The following is a 24,891-nucleotide window of genomic DNA, read 5'->3' on the forward strand; positions in this document are numbered from 1 at the left end:
TGCGGGTTGTCGGACGCACCACCTCGCATACCCACCGACCGATGCGAAATCCGTTCGAGTACAGCCGGATTCGAAAGCGCAGCGACCTGCGAGGGTCAGTTGGTGGGGCCGCCCGCGACGTAGATGACCTGGCCCGAGACGAAGCCCGCGCCCTCGCTGACCAGGAACGAGGCGGTGTGCGCGATGTCCTCGGGGCGGCCGACGCGCTGGACCGGGATCTGGGCCGCGGCGGCCTTCTGGAAGTCCTCGAAGTCCACGCCGACGCGGGCCGCGGTGGCCGCGGTCATATCGGTGGCGATGAAGCCCGGTGCGATGGCGTTGGCGGTGACGCCGAATTTGCCCAGTTCGATCGCGAGGGTCTTGGTGAAGCCCTGCATGCCGGCCTTGGCCGCGGAGTAGTTGGCCTGGCCGCGGTTGCCCAGCGCCGAAGTGCTGGACAGGTTGACCACCCGGCCCCATTTGGCCTCGACCATGTACTTCTGCACCGCGCGGGTCATCAGGAACGCACCCCGCAGATGGACTCCCAGGACCGAGTCCCAATCCGCCACGGACATCTTGAACAGCAGGTTGTCCCGCAGGATCCCGGCGTTGTTCACCACGACGGTCGGCGCGCCGAGCGATCCGGCCAGCTGCTCGACGGCGGCGGCCACCGAATCCTCGTTCGACACGTCCGCGCCCAGCGCCACGGCCTTGCCACCGGCTTCGGTGATCGCCTGCACGGTGTCGGCGCAGTGCGCGGCATCCAGATCCAGGACGCCGACGGCCAGTCCGTCCGCGGCCAGCCGTTTGGCGACGGCTGCGCCGATCCCCCGGGCGGCTCCGGTAACTACGGCAACTCGTTCGGCCATGACTTATCCTCCGTCTGCATCGGTCGGCGTCGAACACGGTGGTCTTCCGCACCATGCAGCATACGAACCGGCGAGTAGGCCGCCGGACCTACTCCACCCAGGGCGCCCAGACGGCGCTGCGCCCCTGCCCCTCGCAGACCAGTGCGTGGCCGTCGGCGGTGCGCGCGGACTTGTCGCTGGCCGCATTGCATTTCGAGCCCTTGTCGTACACGGCGGTCGAGACGGTGTAGGGCCCGGCCCAGCGATATCCGCTGGTGCCCTTCAAACACAGCAGGGTGCCGCCGTCCGATGCGGTGCCGATGAGCGCGGCCTGCGTCTCGGTGCACACCTCGCCCTGCGCGACCGCGGTCCGGTCCGCTGAGGTGGTCGGCGCGGCGGTGCTCACGGTGACCTGCACGGGCGGGACGTCACTCGTGTTCGCCGGTGCGGTCGAGGTCTGCGTGACCGCCGTCGAATCGGCCTGGGTGCGAAACAGATCGTGCGGCACCGTAACTCCGGACAGCGCGAGCAGCCCGATCAGCGCGGTCGCCTCCGCGGCCCCGATGACCAGCGCGAACAGCGCCAGCATCCGGCCGCGCGGGTGAGTGAAGGAGATGAATCCGAACACGATCGCCACCGGGAACAACCCCACCAGCGCGGCCACCAGCGCGACGATCGAGTACGGGTTGACGATCGGCGGCACCTCCACCCGTAATCGCCCGGACCGCCGTCTGCTGCTGGGTTCGTAGTAGTCCTCGTCGGGGTCCGCGGCCGGAGCCCGCCGCCGGGTCTGCCCGGTCTCGTAGCCGTCGTCCTCTGCGGGGCCCTGGCGCCGCGTCTGCGCGGCCTCCCACCGTTCACCCTCCGGTGACGGCGCCAGCCGCCGATTCTGGCCGGTGTCGGCGCGGGCGGCCGGAGCCTGCACCGGGTGACGTCCGGTTGTCCCGTTGTCCCACCGCTGTCCGTCCGGCTCGGGCGGCAACCGCCGGTTCTGCGCGGTACCCCACCGGTCCTCTTCCGGTTCGGCCACCGGCCAGGGCCCCGAGGCCTGGGCCGTGGATCCCTGCGCGTCGGCGGACTGCTTGCGTCGGGCCATACAGTTCCTCTCACACACGAGCAGGAACCTCGAACAACGGACCCGCCCCGATAACGAAGAGGATAAGGGCCCTGGCCGCCCCCGCAACCCCGGTCAGTGATATCTGCCGACGTTCTCGCCCGCCGGTGCCGCCGACCCGTCGGATGTCATCCCCGAGCATCCGCCGGATCGATCCCGGCAACCTCTCCGCCGCGACCCGGGCACACCATCGCCGCAGGTAACCAGCAATCCGGCCGTTCCGGTCGAGCGAATTCGCGCGCCTTGTCGCGAAATGTCCTGTGACGCAATACGGCACAGTTGCGCCATCACCCGCCGATCACCCGCACGGCCGGATCGCCGGTACCCGCAGCAACCGGGTACCGGCGATCGTGCACCGAGACGCCGTCGTCACCCGGAGTGTGCCCGGACACCGTATGCCGGTGCATTGCCGGACTGTTCGTGCGCCACGAGATGGCGCAGTTGCGCCAGGATCGCCGACCGACCGGTCTGCGCTGACCGAGTGATCCGCGTGGTCCGCGGCCGACGTGGCGCAGTTGCGCCTACGACTCCTGCGTCATCACTGTGGCCGAGGATGTTGTGGCGATCCGGACCGATCACATGGTCGTGCACACCGTCCGGCCCGGAATACCCTGCGACGCACATCGTCCGGCGAGCTCAGTACTCGTCGATGACGTTTTCGCCGATGAAGGCTATGCGCAGGCTCAACAGCGCTCCGGCGAACCAGAACAGCATGCGGTCGTAGTTGTTGAGACCGGTGTGGGCCGCGGTGGCGCCGGATGCCGTGCGCGGCAGCGAAGCTCGATGACGTCCCAGTTCACGGCGCCGTCCGGGCTTCGCGGCCAGATACGCCGCGGCGGCGTGGCGGCCGGGCGCCAGGGCGTGGCGTGCGGAGGTCGCGGTCGCGGCGTGGCGGGGGGTGGTGCGGCTGGGAGGAGGGAGCAGCCGCACCACCTTCCGGCTGCCCGCCGGTTCCAGCGCGGTCACGGTAGCGCCCGCTGGTCCAGCACGCAGCGGCCCTCTTCGACCAGCACGGCGCGGGCGCGACGACGCACCCGGCACAGGTCGACCGAGCACTCCAGGTGCAGTTGCATTGCGGCATGGGCCTGTTCGACGGTCAGCACGCCAGGATCGTTGGCGCAGCGCAGCAGACCGGCGACCGGCATGTTGAGGTTGGTCAGTTGCATGCCGCCACCTCCCCGTATCGGCGAACCGATCGTCGAGGTGCGGGTTGATCGTCCCAAGGCTGCTGGTTGATAGCCATACCCAGTGCTTCCAACAGTGTGAGGCCCACCTTGGTCGCCAATCCCCCGACCGAGTCCAGCAGTGGTGGCACCGCTTCGGCAACCTGCAGCGCAGCTACCGCCTGCGCGCAGGTCAGGGTGCGGCCGGGCAGATACGACACGACCCAACCCTCCTGTCCCACACTGCGGGCACGGTGGGGCGTGCAATCGCTGGTCATCAACGACGACCCGATGACGTGTACGGCCATGACTCCTCGTTCCTGCGTGCGAATCCTGATGATGCCCGGAGGTTTTTCGGAACCGTTTCGAACTAGATGCTATCCCCGAGCACACTTCCAGCATCCACCAACAGGCGGCCCAACCGCCCCGGTTTGGATATCCAGAACGAATTCAGGCGAATGTCCAGCAGCGAATCCGCTTGGGGGAGGAAGATTCTCCATAGTGGATGAGAGCCCCCCTCGCCGATGTGACGTCCGGGTCGGGGTGGTGGTAGTTCGGCGGGGGCCCCACGGTACTTCCGACCCGCACTCGATGCCGGCGGCATCCGATATGAACGGAGTGTGTGCTGTGTCCGTGAGTTCCGAAAACCAGAGTTCCGAGAACGCCTCGTCGTCGACCCTGCCTCGGCGTCAGCTCGGAAGGTACCTGCGCGACTGGCGAACTCAGGGTGGCCTCACCATCGCGGAGGCCGCGCGGCTGATGGAGTGGGGCGCCAGCACGCTGCAGCGTCTGGAGAAGGGGCAGGCAGATCGCATACGCACCATAGATATTCAGGAACTTTGCCGGATCTACGGCATTCCGGACGAGATCGCCGACGGCCTCAAGGGCCTGGCCCAGCAGGCGGCGGTGAAGAGCTGGTGGCACGCCTACGGTGATCTGATTCCCGAAAACTTCGATGTCTACGTGGGTTTGGAGGCATCGGCGCTGCGGCTGGTGTCCTATCAGTCCGAGCTGGTGCCGGGTCTGCTGCAGACCGCCGACTACGCTCGTGCGCTGAACCGGCTCGGCTATCCCGAGGACACCGACGCCGAACTGGACCGCCGCGTTCAACTACGACTTCAGCGGCAGGCCTTGATAACTCGTAAAGCGCATCCGGCGACGGTGGACGTGGTGCTGGACGAGTCGGTCTTGCGCCGCGTCGTCGGAAGTGCAAGGGTGATGGCGGCGCAGCTGCGGCACTTGGCCGATCTCAGTACTCGGGACAATGTCACGCTGCGCATCCTGCCCTTCGCAGCCGGTGTCCCCCTGGGTCTTTCGACCGGTCCGTTCGTGATCCTCGAGTTCGGGACCGACAGCAAGGGGCAACCGGTCGAACCTCCCGTGGTGTACGTGGAGGGGTTCACCGGAGATCTGTATCTCGAGAGGAAAGCCGACGTGCGGCGCTATCGGCATGCCCACGAGGTTCTGTTGCGCTGCGCGTTGGATGTTCACACCAGTAGGAACCTGCTGCGGCAGGTCGCGAAGGAGTACGCGGTGTGAGCGCCCCGCACTCCCGCGGGCTCGCTCGTGCCGGAAAGGACATTGAGGAGATGAGGATGAGCAGCGAGCTGGCGGGCGCGCGGTGGTTCAAGAGCAGTCGCAGCGGTGCCGGCAAGGAGTGCGTCGAGGTGGCATTCCTGTTCAGCGGGCGGGTGGGTGTGCGCGACAGCAAGAATCCGGACGACCCGGCGTTGATCTTCGGCACCGCCGACTGGACCGCGTTCACCACGGCGGTTCAGCGCGGACGATTCGACGATCGCTGATCCGAGCGCACGCCGGACGGGCCGGGAGCGATACGGCCCGTCCGTTCCGCGGCTGCCGGATATTCGCTGCAGGTCATCGCGGGTGAAGATCACGAATCGGTGGCCGTTGTACAACAAAAGTATGTTTGCTCATGCGGGTAATGGGTAACGCTAATATGTGGACCGAGGGCTGAAAAACACTCCCCGGTACCGCAGACTGTTCCCAGGCGATTGGGTTGAACGTCTGATCGTAGGAATGCTGTTCGCGGTATCGGCGGGAGGTGTGTACGTACTGACCGGAGCGGTGTTCTCCGCACTGTTGTTCGGTCTGCTCGTCGCGCTCGTCGCCATTGGTGTGGTGACCCAGCTGTAGCTGGTCCCGCAGGCCCGAGGTGGACGATTCCCGTTGTCTCCGGGCCGAATACACCCCCTGAGGTACTTCCCGTACGGCGAGGGCCCGGCCACGGCCGGGCCCTCGCCGTACGCTGATCGGTTACCGCCGGAAGAGCTTGTTTCCGAGCCAGACGATCGGATCGTATTTCTGGTCGGCGACCCGTTCTTTCATCGGAATGAGGGCATTGTCGGTGATCTTGATGTGCTCCGGGCACACCTCGGTGCAGCATTTGGTGATATTGCAGAGGCCGAGCCCGAATTCGTCCTGCGCCATATCACGGCGATCGGCCACATCCAGCGGATGCATTTCCAGTTCGGCGACTCGCATCAGATAACGCGGACCGGAGAACGCGTTCTTGTTGTCGTCATGATCGCGCACCACGTGGCAGGTGTTCTGGCACAGGAAGCATTCGATGCACTTGCGGAACTCCTGGGAGCGTTCCACGTCCACCTGCTGCATCCGGTAGTCACCGGGCTTCAGATCGGCAGGCGGGGTGAACGACGGGACCTCCCGGGCCTTCTCGTAGTTGAACGACACGTCCGTGACGAGATCGCGGATGACCGGGAAGGTGCGCATCGGCGTCACCGTGACGACTTCGTCGGTGGTGAAGGTGGACATGCGCGTCATGCACAGCAGCCGGGGACGGCCGTTGACCTCGGCGGAACAGGATCCGCACTTACCGGCCTTGCAGTTCCAGCGGACCGCCAGATCCGGGGCCTGGGTGGCCTGCAGCCGATGGATGATGTCGAGCACGACCTCGCCCTCGTTCACCTCGACGGTGAAGTCCTGCAGGCCGCCACTGTCGTTGTCGCCGCGCCATACTCGGAACTTGGCGTCGTAACCCATTGCTACTCATCCCCTTTCGCGGAAGCCTCTCCTGCCGCCGGATGCTTGGCGAGTTCAGCAGGGGTGTAATACTTTTCGAGTTCACCCAGGTCGAACAGGGCGAGCAGCTCGTCCCGCATGGGTTTCTGATCGGCCGATGTCACGGTGACGCCAGGCACGGTCTGCGCGTCGTCCTCGGGGTCGACCCGGCAGACCAGCAGTTTGTTGCGCCAGTCGGCGTCCATCTTGGGGTGGTCGTCGCGGGTGTGCCCGCCGCGGCTCTCGGTGCGGATCAACGCCGCCTGCGCCACACATTCGCTGACCAGCAGCATGTTCCGCAGATCCAGAGCCAGATGCCAGCCCGGATTGAACGGCCGCTGCCCCTGCACGGTGACGTGGTCGTAGCGTTCGCGCAAGGTGCCGAGCTTCTCGATGGCCTCGTTCAGCTCGTGTTCCTTGCGGATGATGCCGACCAGGTCGTTCATCGTCTGCTGCATATCGGAGTGCAGGGTGTACGGATTCTCCGGGGTGCCCTCGGCGGGCGGATCGAACGGCGCCAGCGCGGTTTTCGCGGCCTCGGCCACATCGTCCTCGGAGAGTTTCGGGCGTTCGGCGAGCTGGTCGACGTACGAGGACGCGCCCAGTCCGGCGCGCCGGCCGAAGACCAGCAGGTCGGACAGCGAGTTGCCGCCGAGCCGGTTGGATCCGTGCATGCCGCCGGAACATTCACCCGCCGCGAACAGGCCCGGCACCGCGGCCGCACCGGTATCCGGATCGACCTCGATGCCGCCCATCACGTAGTGGCAGGTCGGGCCGACCTCCATCGGCTCGGCCGTGATGTCCACGTCCGCAAGCTCTTTGAACTGGTGGTGCATCGAGGGCAGGCGCCTGAGGATCTCCTCACGCGGCAGCCGGGAGGCGATGTCCAGGTAGACGCCGCCGTGCGGGGTGCCGCGACCGGCTTTGACCTCTTCGTTGATGGCGCGGGCCACCTCGTCGCGCGGGAGCAGGTCCGGGGTGCGTCGCGCGGAATCGTTGTCCCGCAACCACTGATCGGCCTCCTCCTCGGTCTCGGCGTACTGCCCCTTGAACACCGCGGGGATGTAGTCGAACATGAACCGCTTGCCCTCGGTGTTCTTGAGCACCCCGCCGTCACCGCGCACACCCTCGGTGACCAGGATGCCCTTCACGCTCGGCGGCCAGACCATGCCGGTCGGGTGGAACTGCAGGAACTCCATGTTGATCAGCGTCGCCCCGGCGCGCAGCGCGAGCGCGTGCCCGTCGCCGGTGTACTCCCAGGAATTCGAGGTCACCTTGTAGGACTTGCCGATTCCGCCGGTGGCCAGGACCACCGCGGGGGTCTCGAACAGGATGAAGTTGCCCGATTCGCGCCAGTACCCGAAGGCGCCGGCGATCCGGTCACCGTCCTTGAGCAGATCGGAGATGGTGCATTCGGCGAAGACCTTGATCCGCGCCTCGTAGTCGCCGGTCGCCGCGAAATCCTCCTGCTGCAGCGAGACGATCTTCTGCTGCATGGTGCGGATCAGCTCGAGGCCGGTGCGGTCGCCGACGTGCGCCAGGCGCGGATAGGTGTGACCGCCGAAGTTGCGCTGGCTGATTCGTCCGTCGGGGGTCCGATCGAACAGCGCCCCATAGGTTTCCAGCTCCCACACCCGGTCGGGAGCCTCCTGCGCGTGCAGTTCGGCCATCCGCCAGTTGTTGAGGAATTTGCCGCCGCGCATGGTGTCGCGGAAGTGGGTCTGCCAGCTGTCCTTCTCGTTGGCGTTGCCCATCGATGCCGCGCAGCCGCCCTCGGCCATCACGGTGTGCGCCTTGCCGAACAGCGATTTGCACACCACCGCCACCGACAGACCCTGTTCGCGCGCCTCGATCACCGCGCGCAAACCGGCGCCACCCGCGCCGATCACCACGACGTCGTACTTGTGCCGTTCGACTTCAGGCATGGACCGAATACTCCTGAGAGGCTGAGGAATTGAGCGAGATCAGTGCACGAACCGCAGGTCCGTGAGGGTGCCGCTGGCGACCAACATGACGTAGAAGTCGGTGATCGCCAGACTGGCCAGCGTGGTCCAGGCCAACTGCATGTGGCGGGTGTTCAGCTTGGACACCTGGGTCCAGATCCAGTACCGCACCGGATGAGCCGAGAAGTGCTTGAGCCGCCCGCCGGTGATGTGGCGGCAGGAGTGGCACGAGACCGTGTAGGCCCAGAGCAGGATCACGTTGGCCAGCAGGATGATGTTGCCCAGGCCGAAACCGAAGCCACCGTTCTTGCCGTGGAAGGCCATGATCGCGTCGTAGGTGTTGATCAGCGAGACGACCACCGCGATGTAGAAGAAGTAGCGGTGCGAGTTCTGGATGATCAACGGAAGCCGGGTCTCCCCGGTGTATTTCGCGTGTGGCTCGGCCACCGCGCAGGCCGGCGGGGAGAACCACACCGACCGGTAGTAGGCCTTGCGGTAGTAGTAGCAGGTCAACCGGAACAGCAGCAGGAACGGCAGGGCAAGGAAGCCCAGCGGGATCCAGCTCGGCAGTGCGCCGAACCAGTGCCCGAAGTGGCTCGAACCCTCGGCGCACGAGGTACTCACGCAGGGTGAGTAGAACGGCGTCAGATAGTGGTAGTCCGACACCCAGTAGGCGGTGCGGACGAAGGCCCGGACCGTCGCGTAGATGACGAACGCGGCCAGGCCGATCACCGTCATCGTCGGTGGGACCCACCATTTGTCGGTGCGCAGCGTGCGGTCCGGGATGCTCGCGCGGCCCCGGCCGAAGACTCCTGTGCCCGATTCGGAAACTGTGCGCTGTGTGGTCACTGGTTCGCTAGCAAGCTCGCTCACGGCAGGATGCCTCGCCTATCTGCCCCGCGGAACATCATCGTTACCTCCGGCATCGAATGTGATGCTGAGCACCATACGGCACCTGAGCTATGACCTGTCACGGGCTTCGGGAATATCGCACCGCTTGCATTCGTATGATTTGCGCCACATTTTCTGATCTTCGTCCGCCGCGGCGAGTTCGGGCGAATCTCGGGCAACAATCACGAACTACCTTGAGTAACAAGACAATTCGACCAGTCCGCGAAATTCGCACTTTTCACTCCCCGAACTTCACCGGCCACACCGCCACGTACCAGCAACAATTCCGCGGACCATGATCGACGAGCGTCCGCGCGGTGGGTGATATCAAGATCGAATTACCGGAAGGGGCGTCGGCGGGTACCGCGGAGACCATCGGGGGATGCTCGATCCGGGTCTGCGGACAACGCTTCGATGTCGTCCCCGAAGCGATCCTCCGCATCCGCGTGCGAGCGGGTTCGCCGAGCCGCCGAAGTTATCCGTCGGCATCACCTCACGACGGGAGCCGGTCTACTTCGCAAGCGGAAATCGGCAACCGAGCCGCTCGGACATCGCGCCGCGTGAGAGGGTGCAGAACGCTGCATGGCACTCGGCGAGCGACACGGCCGTACCGCCGGTCCGCGAACACGATCACGCTACCGACGGCAAGCCGATCACCCGATCCCGCGATGGCGGAAATGGGCAACTCATCTCGTGGGCACATGGGTAACTCGCCGGGTACGTCCGAAAAATGGCCGACTGCTCGACCGTCACCCCGAAGCCCAACTCTCCCCGCGCTCAACGACACGCTGAAGTCGCGGGGAGGCGGGGGAGCAATCTATTTGGTGCGGGGCCGGGAGTGGAAACCGAGGCCCTCGTCCTGTGCGCCCATCCACGCGGCCTCGTCGGACTTGCTGTCCGGGACGTAGATGACGTCCTGCTCGCGGCGGGAACTGACCTCCGGCGGCGGGGCCTGCTCGAAATCCTCGGTGTCGAGCAGCAGCCGTTCGAGGTCGTTCTCCAGGCGGCGGACCGAGCGCGCGTCGCCGTAGTGACCGCGCAGTGCGCCGATGCACTGCTGGAGCTGCCCGACCGCGAAGTGGAGCTCCGCAATATCGCTGCGTGTCATCGAATCCTCCTCGAGCCGTATGAGGGCGACTCGGCGCTGTGCCGCCCCGATTGCGATCGATGATGATCTTACTGTGATCGACCGCACATCGTGATCTACAACACAGTACGCGAAGTTTTCGATCCTGGCTCGAACGCGCCGTGGACCAGGGATTTTCCCCGGACCCGGGAGGATCCCGGGAAGATCATCCGGCGATGGCGCAGACCGGATTCGGCGTTCCGATCGTGGCGCGGGCACGGTCCACCAGTCCCAGGACCGCGATCGCGACCTCCTCGGCGCGTTCGAGGATGACACTGTGCCCGGCCCCGTCCAGGCGCACCAGTTCGGCGGCGGAGAGCTGGGAGGCCAGCACCACCGAATGCGCGAACGGGATCATGATGTCGGCCGAACCGGCCAAGACCAGTGCGGGCAGATCGGACAGCAGCGCCAGCGTCGCGGTCTCGTCGAAGCGGATCAGCGAGTCCAGGAAACTGGCCATGGTCAGCAGGGACGTGTCGTTGAGCATCGCGGTGGCCAGCGCGATCATCCGCGGGCTCACCGCGCGGGTGCCGAAACTCGCCTCGCGCACGATCGGTTCGAGGATCCGGCCGCCGAACTGCTTGGACGCCTGCATGATTCGCGGCGCGCGCCGCACCGCGACCTGGAACGAGGTCACCGCGTGCCGATGCAGCACGCGAGCCAGCCCGACACTGGTGATGCCGCCGGCCGCGGACGCGAGCAGGGCGATCCCGGCGACCCGGTCCCCGATCGCCGCGGGAAACAGGCGGGCGTACGCGAGCGCGACCATCGCGCCCATCGAATGTCCGACCAGCACAACGGGTCCGGTCGGCGCGACCGCGCGCAGCACCGCGTCCAGGTCGTGGCCGAGCTGTTCGATGGTGTAGGTGGACGGATCGGCCGCACCCGAATCACCGTGCCCGCGATGGTCGTAGAACACCATGCGGGTGTCCGAACCCCAGTGCGGCATCAGGTGTTCGCGCAGGAAGGACCAGGAGTCCGCGCGCAGGCAGTGGCCGTGGACGAATACGACGGTCAGCGACGCGTCGTCCGGGCCGAAGACGCGCACGGCGAGCGGAGTGCCGTCGTCGGCGCTGACGGTGGCGTTCCGGCCGTCGTGATCGTCGGCGAGGAGTGCGATCGTGGACATGACGTCCTCCTGGTGCGAGTCCGCTCTTGCCCGGTTGTCGAGTTGGATTTCCAGTGCGTTAACCGCGCCAACCAGGCGTTATCCACACGTTGTGGAATTGCGGCCGGTCGTCGATCGCGGTCGGAGGCGGTATTCCGGGGACTCTCGGGCGGTACGCGACATCTTCGATCGGAATGCCGCGTGAACTGTACGGTTGATCTTTCTACCCATATCTAGCGATATGCATAGACTGTTGTAGCGAAAGGTGGGAGCGACGGGTGCATCGCCCGGAGATCGGGACGTTCGGCCCTTGCGTTACCTATTCGTTATCAAGCGAATCTATCAGCATCTAGGATTTATGCAAGAGATCTGTAGATTCCCGTGTGGAGCGGGCTGTCGAGCTGAATCTACGTTCATCTAGAGGGACAACTAGATACGGGTAGATTCCAGAATCGTGCGGCCTCGACCGGCAGCGCTCGGCCGCGGCGACGCATTGCGGATGTCTCGGATGACGCCCTCAGGCGACGCTGCGCAGATAACGGCCGAAGTGTGGAACCGTGAACCCGATGGTCCCCCGCTCGGCCGAATAGATCAGCCCCTTCTTGATCAGCCCGTCCCGCGCCGGTGACAGCGAAGCCGGGCGGCGACCCAGTTCCTTGGCGATGGCGGCGGTCGCCACCGGACCGTCGTCACCGGACAGTTCGGCCATCGCGCGCATGTACTCCCGTTCGGCCGGGGTCGCCCGCTCGTATCGGGACCCGAAGAATCCGACCGCCAGTTCCTCCTCCGCGGCGGGGGCGGCCAGCTCCACATCCTCGGCGGTGATCGGGCTCTGCGCGGCCAGATCCCAGGTCGCCTTGCCGTAGGCCTGGACGAAATACGGGTATCCGTCCGCCTTGAGATACAGCGAATCCAGTGCCTCGGAGGTGAATTTCACCTCCTCGCGCTCGGCCGGGGCGATCAGCGCCAGATCGGCCGATTCCCGGTCGAGCCGGTCGATGCGGTGATAACTGAACAGCCGTTCGGAGTAGCTCTTGGAGGCCGACAGCACCGCGGGCAGATGCGGCAGACCCGCGCCGACCACGATCAAAGGCGCTGCCTCCTGGCTCAATTCGTGACATGCGCCGCAGATCGCGGAGATGTCGGCCGGGCCCAGATCCTGCATCTCATCGATGAATATCGCGATGCCGACGCCGATGTCGCGGGCCACCTGCGCGGCCTCCATCAGCAGTTCGACCAGATCGATCTCGATGTCGCCGGAGTCGGCGCGGCCGGTCACCGCCGGGACGTCGATACCCGGCTGCCAGCGCTCGCGCATCCCCTTGTCGACGGTGGCGCGCAGCGCGAAAGCCTTGAGTATGCCCAGGAAGTCGTCGACCATCTCCAGATTGCGGTGCGCCACGGCGATCTGCCGCACCGCCATGTGCAGAGCCGAGGCCAGCGGCCTGCGCAGCTCCTGATCGGGCCGGGCCTCCAATTTGCCGGTGCCCCAATCCCGTGCGCGCGCGGCCGAGCGAAGGTGATTGAGCAGCACCGTCTTTCCCACGCCGCGCAGACCCGTGAGCATGACGCTGCGCTCCGGCCGCCCGCGCGAGATGCGTTCGAGCACCACGTCGAAGGCGTCGAGTTGTTTCGTGCGCCCGGCGAGTTCGGGCGGGCGTTGTCCGGCGCCGGGGGCGTACGGATTGCGCACGGGGTCCATGCCGTTCCACGGTAGTGCGTCGCGCGGAAAATCTTCGGACATCTACCGCGTTCCCTAGATGCGGCTAGCGAGGGATGTGCGGCTCGGGAATACGGTCTCTAGGCTTGTGGTTGTCGACACAGGTGTGACCCGTCGCGACGCCGCGGGGGCCGAGGGCACAGGAGAGTCATGAGCGAGGAACACGATGCCGGCGTGCCGCAGGTCGAGGTACCCGAAGGCGGTACCGCCGAGGTCGTCGAATCGTGGAACGTCCCGCGGGAAGCCGTTCTCGCGGCGCGTATTCGCACGAACATCCTGAAGGCGATCGGCGAGGGCTACGACGATCCGCAACTGGTGGCCGATCTCGCGGTCGGTCCGCTCGTGATGGCGCTGGGTCGGCTCGAGGTCGGACTGGCCGACGCGCAGCGTCGCATCGAGGAACTGGAACGCGCGCTCGCCGAGCGCGACGGCGGCCGAGGCTGATCCCTCCGCTTCGGGGTGCGGCCGCTCGTTCGGTCGGGTCCGGTCGGTGGGCGAGGGAGTCTGGACGGTTCGTCGCGGGCGGTTGTTAACGCCTCAGGTTTGCCGGGCGATAACGGAAAGAGCCGACTTCATAACGTTCCCACCCGCGTCGATAACAGTTGTGGTCGAGCCGATATCGCTCCGTTACTCGCCGCGCGACACGCCGAATCGGACCCTGTCCTGGGGCTTTGCCGCGTTCGGTGCAACACGCCGTGCTGTGGGGTGGACAACATCACGCGCTAGCCGTAATCTTCTCGTGACTTGACGAAGTGGGCCGCTTCGTAGGGGAAACGGCCAGTCGAGTCACCGCTAAATCGGCGTTCGGGCGCAAGCTCGTTCGCCGAACCGAGGACCCAGATGTAATGGGGTGAATCCTCGCCCGGCTATACGAGGTCGGTCGAGGTAGGACCGATCTTCCCGGCCCGAACCCGTCAGCTAACTCGGTCGGCGGGTGGAGTGGAAGAAACAGGAGACTCAGCTCGGTGGGTAGACACAGTTTGCAACGGGAATCTCGGCTCCCGAATTCCGTGAAGGGTGCGCTCGTCATGGGTGCGGTTGCCTCGGCAACCGGTGCCATGCCTGCGGTTTCGGCGATGGCGCAGACCATCAACGTGCCCGGTGTCGGAGATTTCGATGTGCCGGTCGATTCGTCGTTCACTCAGCAGGTCAAGGCCGTGAATCAGGCGCTCGCCGATCACGCCGACCTGATCAAGGACCACGCGGATCAGATCAAGTCCGCGCAGAAGGCGCTGGCGCCGCAGAGCCTGCAGCAGCCCAGCATTCCCGGTCTGACCGCGGCTCTGCCCGGCGTGCAGCAGCACCAGGGGCCGCAGAACATCGCACTGAACGCAGCCCAGAGCAAGATCGGCTCGGACTACGTGTGGGGCGCCTCGGGCCCGCAGAACTTCGACTGCTCCGGCCTCGTGCAGTGGGCCTACAAGCAGGCCGGAGTCAGCCTGCCGCGTACCAGCTTCGAGCAGTCGCACGTCGGCAAGCCGGTCGCCTTCAAGGACCTGCAGCCCGGCGACCTGGTCATCCAGGAGGGCGGCGGCCACGTGGCGATGTACGCCGGCGACGGCAAGATCCTGCAGGCACCGCAGTCGGGTGAGACCGTCAGCTACGCGCACCTCGATCCCAACTCGATCGTCACCGCGCGTCGCGTGGCCTGATTCTCGCCCCAGTTCCGCTCTGGAGGCGAAACTGCCACCGACGCAACCGAGTACAGCCCGGGTCGACTCCTGGACCTGGGCTGTCCGGCTGTTCAAAACCAGGTCGGCCGCCGCGACCGCATGTCGCGGCGGGCACGTCAAGGTGAACGGCGTTGCGGTCAAACCTGCTCATCAGGTCAAACCCGGCGATGAAGTGCGAGCCCGGATCAACGGGCTCGATCGCATCGTCATCGTCGAGAAGGTCATCACCAAACGCGTGGGTGCGGCGATCGCCGCACAGTGCCTGATCGATAAGAGTCCGCCACCACCTCCTCCCGAGATCGTGGCGACCATGCCTCGCCGTGATCGTGGCGCCGGACGGCCCACGAAACGTGAACGGCGTGAGACGGATCGATTGCTCGGCCGAGGCCCCACCGACTCGTCCTGAGCATGTTCATGCTGTTCGGCGTGCCGTGAAGTCCCTATCCACTTCACGAGTTCTGGTCGATCGACTGCTCGTTACCCGAAGCCGGGCCGAACGCCCATCTTGTCGTCGCCGCGAGGCGACGCACTCGTCGTGCGCCGACTTCGGATCACAGTCCGCGCAATCGGTTATTCCCTTGCGATGCAGCCGTTCACTGGCCGCCGGGAATTTGACGAGTGATCCTCGCCACATCGCATCGTCGAATCGGGCACCGACACACCGAAATCGGTCCGAAACCCCGACGGACGGTCACCTTCGGGTGACGGTCTTCCGGCCGCTCGGTAGGTCTCGACAGTGCGAAACTCGCATTGCCAGAGATTTGCCTACTGACCGAGACATCATGAGGTCCATACTGATCCGGTCGACGCCGGGCGAATTCAGTTGCTGTTGGGAGCGGATCGGGCAGCCGAGGCCGCGGCGAATGCGGCGACGGCGATGGTCACGAGGGCGCCCAGCATCAGCGCCGCCGCCTCGCCGTGTTCGAGCACGTGCAGCTGGGTGCCGACGGTGACCGCCGCGACCGGCACGCCGATCTGCGCGGCCGCCAACGCGCCGAACCGGATCGGCTGACCCAGCAGCCGCATCAGTACGTGGGCCAGCACCGCGGCCGCGCCGAGTGCGAATCCGAGCAGGATCAACCGCGGCTGATCGGCGAATTCGCGCAGGTTGAGCCGGGCGCCGAGCCAGACGAAGAACAGCGGACCCAGAAATCCCTCGGTGATCGCGAACAGCTGCCGCGCGACGCGCCGAGGTTCGCCGACTCCCGCCACGGCGAGTCCACCCGCGAAGCCCGCCAACATGATCGAGACCTGCGTCCGCGTGGCCAGGGCGGCCAAGGCGAACAGCAGCGTCAGGCTGACGCGCAGTTCCAGTGCGAACTTTCGCTGTTCGGAGACGTGGTGGGCGCGACGGCGCCGTCCGGATCGGTCCAGATAGCGCAGGACGAAGAACAGCGCGATCGCGCCCGCCGCGACGGCCAGCGCGCCGAGCGCCGCGCGACCGGCCTGCGAGATGTCGATGACCAGCGGCAATGCCACGATGCAGGCGGTATCGGCGATCGCCACCTGCGCGGTCAGCTCCAGCACGGTTTTGCCCTGCAACCCTTGGGAATCGATGATCGGCAAGGTCAGCGCCGCCGAGGAGGAGGCGATGAGCACCGCGTAGATCGCGCCGTGTCCGGTGTCGAACCAGCTCGCCAGGGCGAATCCGGCCGCCGCGGCGAGCAATCCGACCAGCACCGCGCGCAGCGCTCCGACCGCCAGCGCCGAGCGGACCGCCGGATCCCGCACCGGGACATGGGTGCCCGCCACGAACATGACCAGCGCGAATCCCATATCGGCCAGGAAGGAGAAGATCGGATCGCCGGGATCGAGCACGCCGAAACCGGTCGCGCCGAAGACGACTCCGGCGAGCAGTTCGCCCACGATCACCGGAACGTGCCAGCTCTCGCGCCAGGACAGCAGCGGCCCGACCAGGCCGAGCGCCAGCACCAGCGCGAGAGTCGCGAAGCTCACCGCCCTATTTCTTCCGTTTCTTCTTCCCGGATTCGGGGTCCCCTTCTCCGAGGTCGCCCAGAGCCGCGAGTTTGGTGGGGATCGGGATGTTCTCGTCCGCGTGGTAGCAGGCGCACACGCGGTGGTAGCCGTCGGCGATCTGGGCGGGGGTTCCGGTGGTCAGATCGCCCTGGACCAGCAGGATCGGGGACAGCGCCTTACCGGCCAGGATCTTGCCGAGATCGGCGCGGACGTGCGGATTGTCCGGCGGCAGCAGGGCGAGCCCGGCCGCGCGCAGGATGTCCTTGGCCTTCTTGTGCACGATCGGCGCACTGCCCAGTCGATCGAGCAACGTGGACACGGTATCCGGGTCCGCGAGCAGTTCGAGATAGTCGGCCGCCGCCGGATAGTCGTGTTTCTCTGGTTCGTCCAGCCAGCGCACGGGGTTGGTGGTCGCCATCGATACTCCTCCGCCACGATCTGTGGATGGGTGTGGATCAGGTTTACACCCTCGGCGCGGCCTCGACGCGGACCAACTCGTCCCGGCGGTAGCGGATCCGGCATTCGCCGCGGCGCAGCTTGCCGCTGGAGGTCTTGGGAATCTGTCCGCGCTCGACCAGGACCACCTCGGTCGGCGCGATATCGTGCGCGGCCGCGACGGCGGCGCGGATGCGGCGGATCACTTCGGCGATATCGACGGGGCGCTCGTTCAGCTCGGCGACCACGATCAGCGCCTCGTGGGAACCGTCGTCCACACCGAAGGCGGTGATGTGGCCGGTGCGCACCTCGGGCGCGGAATCTGTTGCGGTGCTTTCGATATCGGCCGGATAGTGGTTGCGACCGGCGACGACGATCATATCCCCGAGACGTCCGGTGATGTAGAGCTGACCGTCGTGCTGGAAGCCGAGATCGCCGGTGCGGAGCCAGTTCTCCGCCTCGCCGGGGGATCGTGCGCCGAATGTCTCGGCCGTCTCGCGGGGTTTGCCCAGGTATCCGGCGCAGACGTTCGGGCCGCGCACCCAGATCTCGCCGACCGCACCCGCCGCTACCGACGTTCCGGATCGATCGACCAGCCGAATGTGCTGGTCGGCGGGGGTGCCGCAGCCGACGAGCCGGATTCCGTCGCCCGGCTCGGCGAGGATCGCGCGGCCGTCGGCCAGGGCGGCGCGGTCGAATTCGGTGGTCGCGGGCGGTTTATCGAGTGCGCCGAAGGCGACCGGCAGGGTTGCTTCGGCCAGGCCGTATCCGGCGGTGTGGGCGCAGTGCCGGAAACCGTGGGGGGCGAAGGTTTTCGTGAACGTCGTCAGCACCTCGGCCCGGATGGGTTCCGCGCCGTTGAGCACGAGTGCCAGCTCGGACAGGTCCAGTTCGGCGCGCTCGCGCGGCGTCGTGGCCGAAACCGCGTGCGCCAGGCCGAAGTTCGGACTTGCCGTCGCTCCCGCGTGGTAGTCGCCGCATGCCTGCAGCCACCGGATCGGGCGTTTGGCGAATTCGGCCGGTGGCAGGGTGATCGCGGGCACGCCGGTGTACAGCGGCAGCGACATGGCGAAGACCAGGCCCATATCGTGGAAGAACGGCAGCCAGGTGACGACGGGTTTGTCGTTCACCACGGGCAGTCCGGTGCGCAGTTGTTCGAGTGCCGCGGCGAGGTTGGCGTGGGAGACCTGCACTCCGGCCGGTGTTTTCGTGGAGCCGGAGGTGTATTGCAGATAGGCCGGATGTTCGGTGACCGGTTGTGGTGGCGCCGCGATGTCCGCGGGCTCGATGGACACCGGCAGGAGGTCACCCAGCGCGAATCCACTGTCCGCCGTGGTCGTTTCGCTGCCCGGATCGACCAGGCTCAGTGTCGGGCGCGCATCGTCCAGGACGGCCGCGAGGCGATCGGCATTGCGGTGACCTCGCACCGGGAACAGCGGCACGGCCACCCGGGAGGCGTACAGACAGGCGAGAAATGCCACCACGTAGTCGAGGCCGTGATCGCACAGGATGGCGACCCGGTCCCCCGGACTCGTCGCGGCGCTGATCTTCGCGGCCAGAACACCTGCGGCGCTGTGTAATCCGGCGAAGGTCAACGAATGTGAGCGGCGATCTCGACCGGAGTACGACAGCGCGGTGAACGCGGGTGCGTCCGGCCGGTCCGCGGCCCATCGCGTCACCGCCGCGGCGAGCGCGTCGACCGATCCGCTCACCGGGTCTCCCCTCGGGCATCGGGCAGCCGCGCGGACAGCGCCGCACCGAGCATCGCCACGGTGGGGTGTTCGAAGAGTTCGGCGGTCGCGATGCGAACCCCGAGCCGTGCCTCGAGCGTCCGGCGCAATTCGATCGCCAGCAACGAGGACAACCCCAGACCGGTGAAATCCACCTCCGGCCTGATACTTTCCGCCGCGATCCCCAGCGTCGCGGCCAGCGCGGCCCGGATGACCTGTGCCACCGGCACATGCGCGGTCGGCTCGAGCTCCGGATCGGATGCCGGAACCGAATCTCGATCAACTCCCGAACCGATCGAACCGCCGGCGGGAACACCGTTGTCGGCCAGCAGATCTGCGCCCGGACTCTCCCCGGAGCAACCGGTCGGACCGTAGGTATACCGGTATTCATCCGCCACGGCACTCGTGTCTGCTTCCGGAACGGGGTTCGTCGGTATACGTGCTGCGAGCGCGCCGAAGTAGCCCGATTCGGCGGAGAGTGATGGTCGATCGGCGGGTGCGCGCCGATTGCCGACGCGGTCGTCCGGGGTCGTCTGCTCCAGATCGGCCGGACCGTAGCTGAATTCGTTCGTTGAGGTGGGATCCTCTTGTGCCTGAGGGGTTGTCGGCAGGACGGCGCGGAGGCGGTGGGCTATCGGGGAGTCGTCCGTGGTGGGCGTGTAGTCCATGGCCAGGACGTGGGGGCCGGGGTACCCGCGGAGCGAGTCCAGGACCGCGGTGCCGCGGGCGGTGGTGAACGGCGTGATGCCCGCGCGGCGCAGGTGTTCCGCGCCTCCCGCCGTGGCGGCCAGGCCGGATTCCCAACTGCCCCAGCCGATACTGATCACCCTGCGGTTCGCGCGGGTCGCCGCGAGCGCGTCCAGGGCGGCGTTGGCCGCGGCGTAGGCGGCCTGGCCGGGTGCGCCCAGCGCGCCGGTCGCCGAGGAGAACAGCAGAGCGAAATCTATCGGATCGGCGGCGGTCAGATCCAGCAGATCGGCCGTCGCGGCGAGTTTGGGCTCGAACATCGATGCCAGCAGATCCGTTGTCACGGCGCTGAACTCGGCATCGTGCAGCGCGCCCGCGGAATGGATCAGGCCGCGGATGGGAGCGCCGCACTCGCGGATGTCGTGCAGGGCGTTGGCCAGATCGCGCGGATCGGTGACATCGCAGCGCAACACCACGATCCGGTCCTCGAGACCCTCGAGCAGCGGCGGAAGCGGACGTGGATGCCGGGTCAGCACCACCACATCCCCCGCGCCGGAATCCAGCAGCCATCGCGCGGCCACCGCGCCGAGCGCGCCGAGTCCGCCGGTCACGACATATGCTCCGACCGGCTGGATTTCGACCGGACGCGCCAGGAAGGACACCGGCTCGAATCGCCTGGCCTCCACGCCGCCGGGCCCGATCCGCACCTCGTCAGGTCCCGCGGTCGACAGCGCCAGACCGGTCAACGGCCCCGGCTCGGCTCGCTCGGCCCCCGCCCACACCAGCCGGACCGGCCGGCCCGACTCCAGTTGCAGGGACCGCACCAACCCGGCGATCCCCTGCTGGGTCACGCTCCGGCGATCGCGCAGCACCACGGTCAGCGACGCCATCGCATCGCACTCCTGAATCCGTTGCAGCAGTTCGAGTGCGCGCCCGATCTCCGCCACCGCTGATCCGGCCGCGGACACCGCGGGCCACACCGCGACGACCGCCGTGGGATCCCCGCGACCGGCGAGCGTCGCGGAAACGATCGGACTCGCCTCGATCGGATCCCGGGCAACCCGCTCGGCGGGCACCCAGGCGTCCATCGCCCGAGCCAGCCCGACCGCCAGCCGAGACTCGCCGATCACCATCACCCGCCGAACCCGCGAACTCCGCACTGCCCCTGCCGCATCCGGCACTTCGACGCGAGCCCACGACTCGCGCCGCAACACCGGCCCGAGTCCGTGTGCGCCGAGCACGCCACGGTCCCAATCGGATCGATCGAGAATGGGGTGATCGTTGCCGCGCGTCCCCGGCCGACCCCATTGGCCTGAAACGGGATTCGCGTAATGGCCGAGGTAATGTCCGGTACGGGCGGACACCGCACCTTCGACGCCCTGTTGATCGGCAAGAGTGTTGTCACCGAAAGAGTTGTCCTGCGGTGTATCCGGTTGTGCCGCAGGGCCGTGCGAGCCTTCGCCGGTGGGCCATCGGTAACCGGGTTGCCAGGGCGGGGTGAAATGCGTGTCACCGAAAGCGTTCGGTCGATCACCCTCGCGGCCCCGAGATGGCGCAGAGGTGCTCATGAACGAGTGGTCCGGGGGATCAGGGAGACGGACATAGTGGATGTGGACGCCGAGAAGGGCGGCGGCGGGAGCGCCGTGCTGGTCGGTGACCAGCACATCACAATGCAGGCCGTCGGAGTCGGCGTTGCGGAGGAAGGCATGCGCCTGGGCGAGCAGGACCTCGGAAGACGCGGTGAGCCAAGCGGAATCGATGCGGGCGGGCAGCGGCAGAACGTTGGCGGGCAGGTGTGGACCCGCCGCGGCGGCGATGAGTTGCAGGCAGCCGTCGAGAGCCGCGGCATCGAGCGGGATATGGCCGAGAAGCCCTATGGCGCTCGCGGATTCGGCGACGATGCCCCGCAGGGGCCGGAAGCGGGGGCCGTAGTCGAGTCCCCGGGCACGCAGCATCGCGTAGAACTCGCGCGTGCCGACCGCGCGCATACCGGGTTGGGCGATGCGGTGTGCATCGATCGCGCGCATCCAGCCGACGATCTCCGCGGGCGTCGGCTCGGCGGCGATCCGCGCCGTGGCCAGCGGGACCGGGCCGGACACCTCGAGCAGATCGGTTCCGGCACGGAAGGTGACATCGGGCAGGGCGGTCAGATCGGTGGGCTCCCGGACGGTGAACTCCGTGAGCCGGGTGGTCCGTTCTCCGGCGATTCGCAGTAGTCCGCGCAACCAGTACGTCGCCGGGACCATCGGCACACCCCGCACGACATGGTCGCCGAGCTCCTCGGCGGCGGGCGCGGGTGCCATATCGGTCAGCAGCGGGAAAGAGGTATGGCGCCAGCGTCTTTCGAGAATTCGGCCGGGGAACGCGCCCAGTGCGGCCCAGCCCACGGATCGGCCCTCGAGGTACAGCCGCGCCATGCCGTCGAGGAAAGCGGTGGCTTCGTCGTCCCGGTCGGCCATCGGATGCGTCGCCTCGCGGAAGTCCGGAAACTCCCGGATGGCCGGGGCCAGAATCGGATGCGGGGAGATCTCGATCGCGGTGGTGCAGCCGTCGGCCGCGGCCGATTCCATCGCGGCCGCGAGTTCGACTGTGCGCTCGGCGTTCTCGGCCCAGTACTTCGCGTCCAGAGCGGCGGAGGTGATCAACTCACCGGGCCGGGTCGTGGAATACAACCGAATTCGCGGTGGGCGCGGTGTGATCCCGTCGAGCCGGGCGAGCAGTTCGGCCGCGGGCTCGTGGACCTGCGGGCTGTGCGCGGCGAAGTCCACCGCGATCCGCCGCGCGTAGACGCTGCGGCGGGTGGCCCGCCGGATCAGCGTCTCCACATAGCGCGGCGTGCCGGACACCACCACCGACCGCGGACCGTTGATCGCGGCCACCGAGACGTGCGCGCGGACGGGGTCCACCAGTCGCGCGGCCTCCTCGGGAGTGGCCTCGAGCATCGCCATCGCCCCGTGTCCGTCCAGCTGCGCCAGAATCGCACTGCGCGCCACCACGATCCGGGCGCCGTCGCCGAGTGACAGCGCGCCGCTGACCACGGCCGCCGCGATCTCGCCCAGACTGTGTCCGATCACCGCGTCGGGCCGAATCCCCCAGTGCGCCAGCAGTTCCGTCAGTGCGATCTGGAATACGAACAGCGCGGGCTGCACCAGATCGGTCGTGTCGAGGCTGTGTGCGAAGCCGTGCCGGGGCGTCCACACCCGAGGCCCTCCGGCGGCGGTCACCGCATCGGTGGCCTCGGCCAGTGCTCGGGCGAACACCGGATACCTGGCCGCCAGACCGCGCCCCATCCGCTGATGCTGTCCACCCTGTCCGGAGAACACCAACAGGATTCGCCCGCGCCGCCGTCGCCCGGACGGGCTGTGCACCCCTGCCGGGTGCGCAGTCGGATCCACCGCATCGTCACCGGTCGGTCTGTGCGCCTCGGCATTCCGGTCCGACGCATCGACGGTCGCCGGGGTCCTCGGCGAGGCTGCCGCGATCGCATCGGATGTCACCTCCGGGCTCGCAGGCCCGGACGGTTCGGCGGCTTCGGCCAGCTCCAGCAATCGGGCTACGGCCTCCGCGCGATCACGGGCGAGCACCGCACCGCGCATCTGCTCGGGTATCGATCGTGCTGCGGCAGCTGCGAATTCGCCGAGTGATCCGGTGCCGCGCCCCAGCGCTTCGGCCCAGCGCAGCGCCTGCTGCCGGAGATCCTCGGCATCTCGCCCGGTGACCGGAAACAGTGTGGGCGGATCGGCCTCTCGTTGCGGTGCAACGGGATCCATCCCGCGCAGCACGACATGCGCATTGGTTCCGCCGAATCCGAACGAGCTGACTCCGGCGTACCGGCCCGCGGCCGATTCCGCCGCCCACCCGATCGGCTCGGTCGGCACGGCCAGACCCCGGGCGGCCAGCTTCAGCAGCGGATTCTCGGTGTGGAAGTGCACGTTCGGGGCGATCGTGGCATGCGCGATGCTCAACGCCGCCTTGACGATTCCGGTGACCCCGGCGGCGGCCTCGAGATGACCGAGATTCGATTTCACCGACCCGATCCAGACTCGCCGGGTCCGTTCGCCGTCGGACAGCACCGCGGCCAGTGCGCCGACCTCCACCGCATCACCCAACGGTGTTCCGGTGCCGTGACATTCGACGTATCCGACCGTTTCGGGATCTGCCCCGGCGCGCGCCCACGCCTGCCGGATCACCTGCTGCTGGGCGCGTCCGTTGGGCGCGTACAGGCCGTTCGACCGGCCATCGGAACCGACTGCGGCGCCGACGATCTCGGCATACACCCGATTACCTTCGCGGCGGGCGTCGGCGGTGCGCTGCAGGATCAGCACCGTGCATCCCTCGCTGCGGGTGTAGCCGTCCGCGGCGGCGTCGAAGGGTTTGCACCGCCCGTCCGGGGCGAGGAATCCGGCCTGGTCCAGGTAGTCCGAAGTGTGTTGCAGCAGTGGCAGATTCACCCCGCCGACGATCGCCAGGTCGACGGTGCGGTCGGCGAGCAGCCGCATCGCCATGTCCACCGCGGCCAGCGAGGAGGAACACGCGCTGTCCAGCACCAGACTCGGTCCGTGCAGATCCAGGGCGTAGGACAGCCGGTTGGCGATGATGCTCAGTGCGGATCCGGTGACCGCGTACGGCGCGTCGTACCCGCCCTGCCCGAGCAGCACCGTGCCGTGGTCGTACCCGCACGCTCCGAACAGCACCGCGGTGTGCGACCCGCGCACCCGATACCCGACACCCGCGTCGTCGAGCGCCTCGACCGCGACCTCCAGCGCGAGCCGCTGTTGCGGATCCAGCACGGCCGCTTCACGTTCGGAGATGGCGAACCAGTCGTTGTCGAAGGCGTCGAGCCCGCGCAGATAGCCGCCGCGCCGGGTCCCCGCGCGATCGCGCGGCGGCGCGGTGGTCCCGTCCCGGCCCTCGCGCAGCAGTCGCCAGAATTCGCCGACGCCGTGCGCGCCGGGCACGCGGCAGCCGATGCCGATGATCGCGACCGGGGGGACGGAGGCGGCGTCGGATTCCGTCGTGGTCGTCGAATCCCGCTGCCCCGGACCGGGGGCGGGCAGTGGGGTGCCGCCGGAGCCGGCTGTCATCGGGTCGCTAGATGTTCGACGAGCCGGTCGATATCGGAATGATCGAACAGGTCGGTGAGCGAGACCTCCACGCCCAGTGCGTCCTCCAGCACGGCCGTGAGACGCGCCAGCTGCACCGACGACAGACCTAGATCGTTGAACGGGGTACCGACGGAGACGGTGTCCGCGGGGACGCCGAGCAGTTCCGCGATGGCCGTCACCGCCGCTGAGGTCAGATCCGACCGGTGTCCGGTGGACCGGCCTTCGACCGAAGAACGCTGCCGCACGGCTTCTCCTCCCCGCATTCGGCGGTGGCCGCCGGCCGTCAGGTACCTCCGCCGATTATGCCGAGAACTCGGCGCGCGGAGAAGGGCTTTGCTGTTCGCATCCGGATC

General features: G+C 67.4%; 21 protein-coding genes and 1 riboswitch. Of the genes, 5 read left to right on the top strand and 16 right to left on the bottom strand.

Translation table 11 applies throughout. The annotated features are described in order from the left end of the window. Positions 1-95 precede the first annotated feature (95 nt). From K7711_RS20745 to K7711_RS20765, 5 genes are all read right to left on the bottom strand, one after another. The gene (locus K7711_RS20745) at positions 96-848 is read right to left on the bottom strand and encodes an SDR family oxidoreductase (RefSeq protein ID WP_222971079.1); all 753 of its coding nucleotides are present in this window, start codon (positions 846-848) and stop codon (positions 96-98) included. An 88-nt stretch (positions 849-936) separates the two neighbouring features. Then, entirely contained in the window at positions 937-1,923 is a 987-nt protein-coding gene (locus tag K7711_RS20750; protein ID WP_222971080.1) for a DUF4190 domain-containing protein, read from the bottom strand. A gap of 654 nt (positions 1,924-2,577) precedes the next feature. Next, entirely contained in the window at positions 2,578-2,907 is a 330-nt protein-coding gene (locus K7711_RS20755; protein WP_222971081.1) for a hypothetical protein, read from the bottom strand. Further along, positions 2,904-3,107: a hypothetical protein gene (locus tag K7711_RS20760; RefSeq protein ID WP_040829212.1), complete on the bottom strand. Its 204-nt coding sequence runs from the start codon at positions 3,105-3,107 to the stop codon at positions 2,904-2,906. Before K7711_RS20760 ends, K7711_RS20755 begins: the two co-directional genes overlap by 4 nt. Continuing rightward, positions 3,098-3,412 (bottom strand): hypothetical protein, encoded by a 315-nt coding sequence (locus tag K7711_RS20765; protein WP_040829211.1) that lies wholly within the window; start codon positions 3,410-3,412, stop codon positions 3,098-3,100. The genes K7711_RS20760 and K7711_RS20765 overlap by 10 nt, the downstream gene beginning before the upstream one ends. Before the next feature lie 325 nt (positions 3,413-3,737). Here K7711_RS20765 and K7711_RS20770 point away from each other — a divergent pair, with 325 nt between their 5' ends. Then, on the top strand, positions 3,738-4,643 hold the full coding sequence (locus tag K7711_RS20770; protein ID WP_040829383.1) for a helix-turn-helix domain-containing protein: 906 nt from the start codon (positions 3,738-3,740) through the stop codon (positions 4,641-4,643). A gap of 56 nt (positions 4,644-4,699) precedes the next feature. Beyond that, on the top strand, positions 4,700-4,906 hold the full coding sequence (locus tag K7711_RS20775; protein WP_222971082.1) for a DUF397 domain-containing protein: 207 nt from the start codon (positions 4,700-4,702) through the stop codon (positions 4,904-4,906). Between the two features lie 472 nt (positions 4,907-5,378). On the opposite strand, the gene K7711_RS20785 is transcribed toward K7711_RS20775, so the two are convergent. The 6 genes from K7711_RS20785 to K7711_RS20810 all read right to left on the bottom strand — a co-directional run bounded on the left by K7711_RS20785 (position 5,379) and on the right by K7711_RS20810 (position 12,913). Beyond that, positions 5,379-6,125 (bottom strand): succinate dehydrogenase/fumarate reductase iron-sulfur subunit, encoded by a 747-nt coding sequence (locus K7711_RS20785; protein WP_222971084.1) that lies wholly within the window; start codon positions 6,123-6,125, stop codon positions 5,379-5,381. 2 nt (positions 6,126-6,127) lie between these two features. Next, positions 6,128-8,068, bottom strand: a complete 1,941-nt coding sequence (locus tag K7711_RS20790; protein ID WP_222971085.1) for a fumarate reductase/succinate dehydrogenase flavoprotein subunit — start codon at positions 8,066-8,068, stop codon at positions 6,128-6,130. A 39-nt stretch (positions 8,069-8,107) separates the two neighbouring features. Further along, positions 8,108-8,935, bottom strand: a complete 828-nt coding sequence (gene sdhC / locus K7711_RS20795; RefSeq protein ID WP_222971308.1) for a succinate dehydrogenase subunit SdhC — start codon at positions 8,933-8,935, stop codon at positions 8,108-8,110. 859 nt (positions 8,936-9,794) lie between these two features. Beyond that, complete coding sequence (locus tag K7711_RS20800; protein WP_040829203.1) at positions 9,795-10,085, bottom strand: Rv0250c family protein; 291 nt, start codon at positions 10,083-10,085, stop codon at positions 9,795-9,797. 184 nt (positions 10,086-10,269) lie between these two features. Then, positions 10,270-11,232 (bottom strand): alpha/beta fold hydrolase, encoded by a 963-nt coding sequence (locus K7711_RS20805; protein ID WP_222971086.1) that lies wholly within the window; start codon positions 11,230-11,232, stop codon positions 10,270-10,272. A gap of 496 nt (positions 11,233-11,728) precedes the next feature. Then, the gene (locus tag K7711_RS20810; RefSeq protein WP_222971309.1) at positions 11,729-12,913 is read right to left on the bottom strand and encodes an ATP-binding protein; all 1,185 of its coding nucleotides are present in this window, start codon (positions 12,911-12,913) and stop codon (positions 11,729-11,731) included. Between the two features lie 168 nt (positions 12,914-13,081). Here K7711_RS20810 and K7711_RS20815 point away from each other — a divergent pair, with 168 nt between their 5' ends. The 3 genes from K7711_RS20815 to K7711_RS20825 all read left to right on the top strand — a co-directional run bounded on the left by K7711_RS20815 (position 13,082) and on the right by K7711_RS20825 (position 15,010). Next, positions 13,082-13,375: a hypothetical protein gene (locus K7711_RS20815; RefSeq protein ID WP_222971087.1), complete on the top strand. Its 294-nt coding sequence runs from the start codon at positions 13,082-13,084 to the stop codon at positions 13,373-13,375. 336 nt (positions 13,376-13,711) lie between these two features. Then, a riboswitch (cyclic di-AMP (ydaO/yuaA leader) is annotated at positions 13,712-13,878 on the top strand. A gap of 81 nt (positions 13,879-13,959) precedes the next feature. Beyond that, positions 13,960-14,583 carry a C40 family peptidase gene (locus K7711_RS20820; RefSeq protein WP_222971088.1) on the top strand — a complete coding sequence of 208 codons (624 nt, stop codon included), beginning with the start codon at positions 13,960-13,962 and terminating at the stop codon, positions 14,581-14,583. A 31-nt stretch (positions 14,584-14,614) separates the two neighbouring features. After that, positions 14,615-15,010, top strand: a complete 396-nt coding sequence (locus tag K7711_RS20825; RefSeq protein ID WP_222971310.1) for an RNA-binding S4 domain-containing protein — start codon at positions 14,615-14,617, stop codon at positions 15,008-15,010. Positions 15,011-15,423: 413 nt separating this feature from the next. Here K7711_RS20825 and K7711_RS20830 read toward each other — a convergent pair whose 3' ends face one another. From K7711_RS20830 to K7711_RS20850, 5 genes are read right to left on the bottom strand one after another with little or no spacing between them, the layout of a single operon-like run. Beyond that, positions 15,424-16,560, bottom strand: a complete 1,137-nt coding sequence (locus tag K7711_RS20830; protein WP_222971089.1) for a cation:proton antiporter — start codon at positions 16,558-16,560, stop codon at positions 15,424-15,426. 4 nt (positions 16,561-16,564) lie between these two features. Beyond that, positions 16,565-16,999 carry a hypothetical protein gene (locus tag K7711_RS20835; protein WP_222971090.1) on the bottom strand — a complete coding sequence of 145 codons (435 nt, stop codon included), beginning with the start codon at positions 16,997-16,999 and terminating at the stop codon, positions 16,565-16,567. A gap of 43 nt (positions 17,000-17,042) precedes the next feature. Continuing rightward, a complete protein-coding gene (locus K7711_RS20840; protein WP_222971091.1) occupies positions 17,043-18,728 on the bottom strand; it encodes a fatty acyl-AMP ligase in 1,686 nt (561 codons plus the stop codon). Next, complete coding sequence (locus K7711_RS20845) at positions 18,725-24,517, bottom strand: type I polyketide synthase (RefSeq protein WP_222971092.1); 5,793 nt, start codon at positions 24,515-24,517, stop codon at positions 18,725-18,727. The genes K7711_RS20840 and K7711_RS20845 overlap by 4 nt, the downstream gene beginning before the upstream one ends. Beyond that, positions 24,514-24,783: an acyl carrier protein gene (locus tag K7711_RS20850; protein ID WP_051193949.1), complete on the bottom strand. Its 270-nt coding sequence runs from the start codon at positions 24,781-24,783 to the stop codon at positions 24,514-24,516. The genes K7711_RS20845 and K7711_RS20850 overlap by 4 nt, the downstream gene beginning before the upstream one ends. Between the last annotated feature and the right edge of the window lie 108 nt (positions 24,784-24,891).

Origin of the sequence: Nocardia coffeae (assembly GCF_019890715.1) — a bacterium.
Taxonomy (GTDB): domain Bacteria; phylum Actinomycetota; class Actinomycetes; order Mycobacteriales; family Mycobacteriaceae; genus Nocardia; species Nocardia jiangxiensis.

Excerpts from the sequence above, each read along its gene's own strand:
- K7711_RS20745 (WP_222971079.1), bottom strand. The coding sequence starts at position 848 with ATGGCCGAACGAGTTGCCGTAGTTACCGGAGCCGCCCGGGGGATCGGC.
- K7711_RS20750 (WP_222971080.1), bottom strand. The coding sequence starts at position 1,923 with ATGGCCCGACGCAAGCAGTCCGCCGACGCGCAGGGATCCACGGCCCAG.
- K7711_RS20760 (WP_040829212.1), bottom strand. The coding sequence starts at position 3,107 with ATGCAACTGACCAACCTCAACATGCCGGTCGCCGGTCTGCTGCGCTGC.
- K7711_RS20765 (WP_040829211.1), bottom strand. The coding sequence starts at position 3,412 with ATGGCCGTACACGTCATCGGGTCGTCGTTGATGACCAGCGATTGCACG.
- K7711_RS20775 (WP_222971082.1), top strand. The coding sequence starts at position 4,700 with ATGAGCAGCGAGCTGGCGGGCGCGCGGTGGTTCAAGAGCAGTCGCAGC.
- K7711_RS20785 (WP_222971084.1), bottom strand. The coding sequence starts at position 6,125 with ATGGGTTACGACGCCAAGTTCCGAGTATGGCGCGGCGACAACGACAGT.
- K7711_RS20790 (WP_222971085.1), bottom strand. The coding sequence starts at position 8,068 with ATGCCTGAAGTCGAACGGCACAAGTACGACGTCGTGGTGATCGGCGCG.
- K7711_RS20800 (WP_040829203.1), bottom strand. The coding sequence starts at position 10,085 with ATGACACGCAGCGATATTGCGGAGCTCCACTTCGCGGTCGGGCAGCTC.
- K7711_RS20805 (WP_222971086.1), bottom strand. The coding sequence starts at position 11,232 with ATGTCCACGATCGCACTCCTCGCCGACGATCACGACGGCCGGAACGCC.
- K7711_RS20810 (WP_222971309.1), bottom strand. The coding sequence starts at position 12,913 with ATGGACCCCGTGCGCAATCCGTACGCCCCCGGCGCCGGACAACGCCCG.
- K7711_RS20815 (WP_222971087.1), top strand. The coding sequence starts at position 13,082 with ATGAGCGAGGAACACGATGCCGGCGTGCCGCAGGTCGAGGTACCCGAA.
- K7711_RS20820 (WP_222971088.1), top strand. The coding sequence starts at position 13,960 with ATGGGTGCGGTTGCCTCGGCAACCGGTGCCATGCCTGCGGTTTCGGCG.
- K7711_RS20835 (WP_222971090.1), bottom strand. The coding sequence starts at position 16,999 with ATGGCGACCACCAACCCCGTGCGCTGGCTGGACGAACCAGAGAAACAC.
- K7711_RS20845 (WP_222971092.1), bottom strand. The coding sequence starts at position 24,517 with ATGACAGCCGGCTCCGGCGGCACCCCACTGCCCGCCCCCGGTCCGGGG.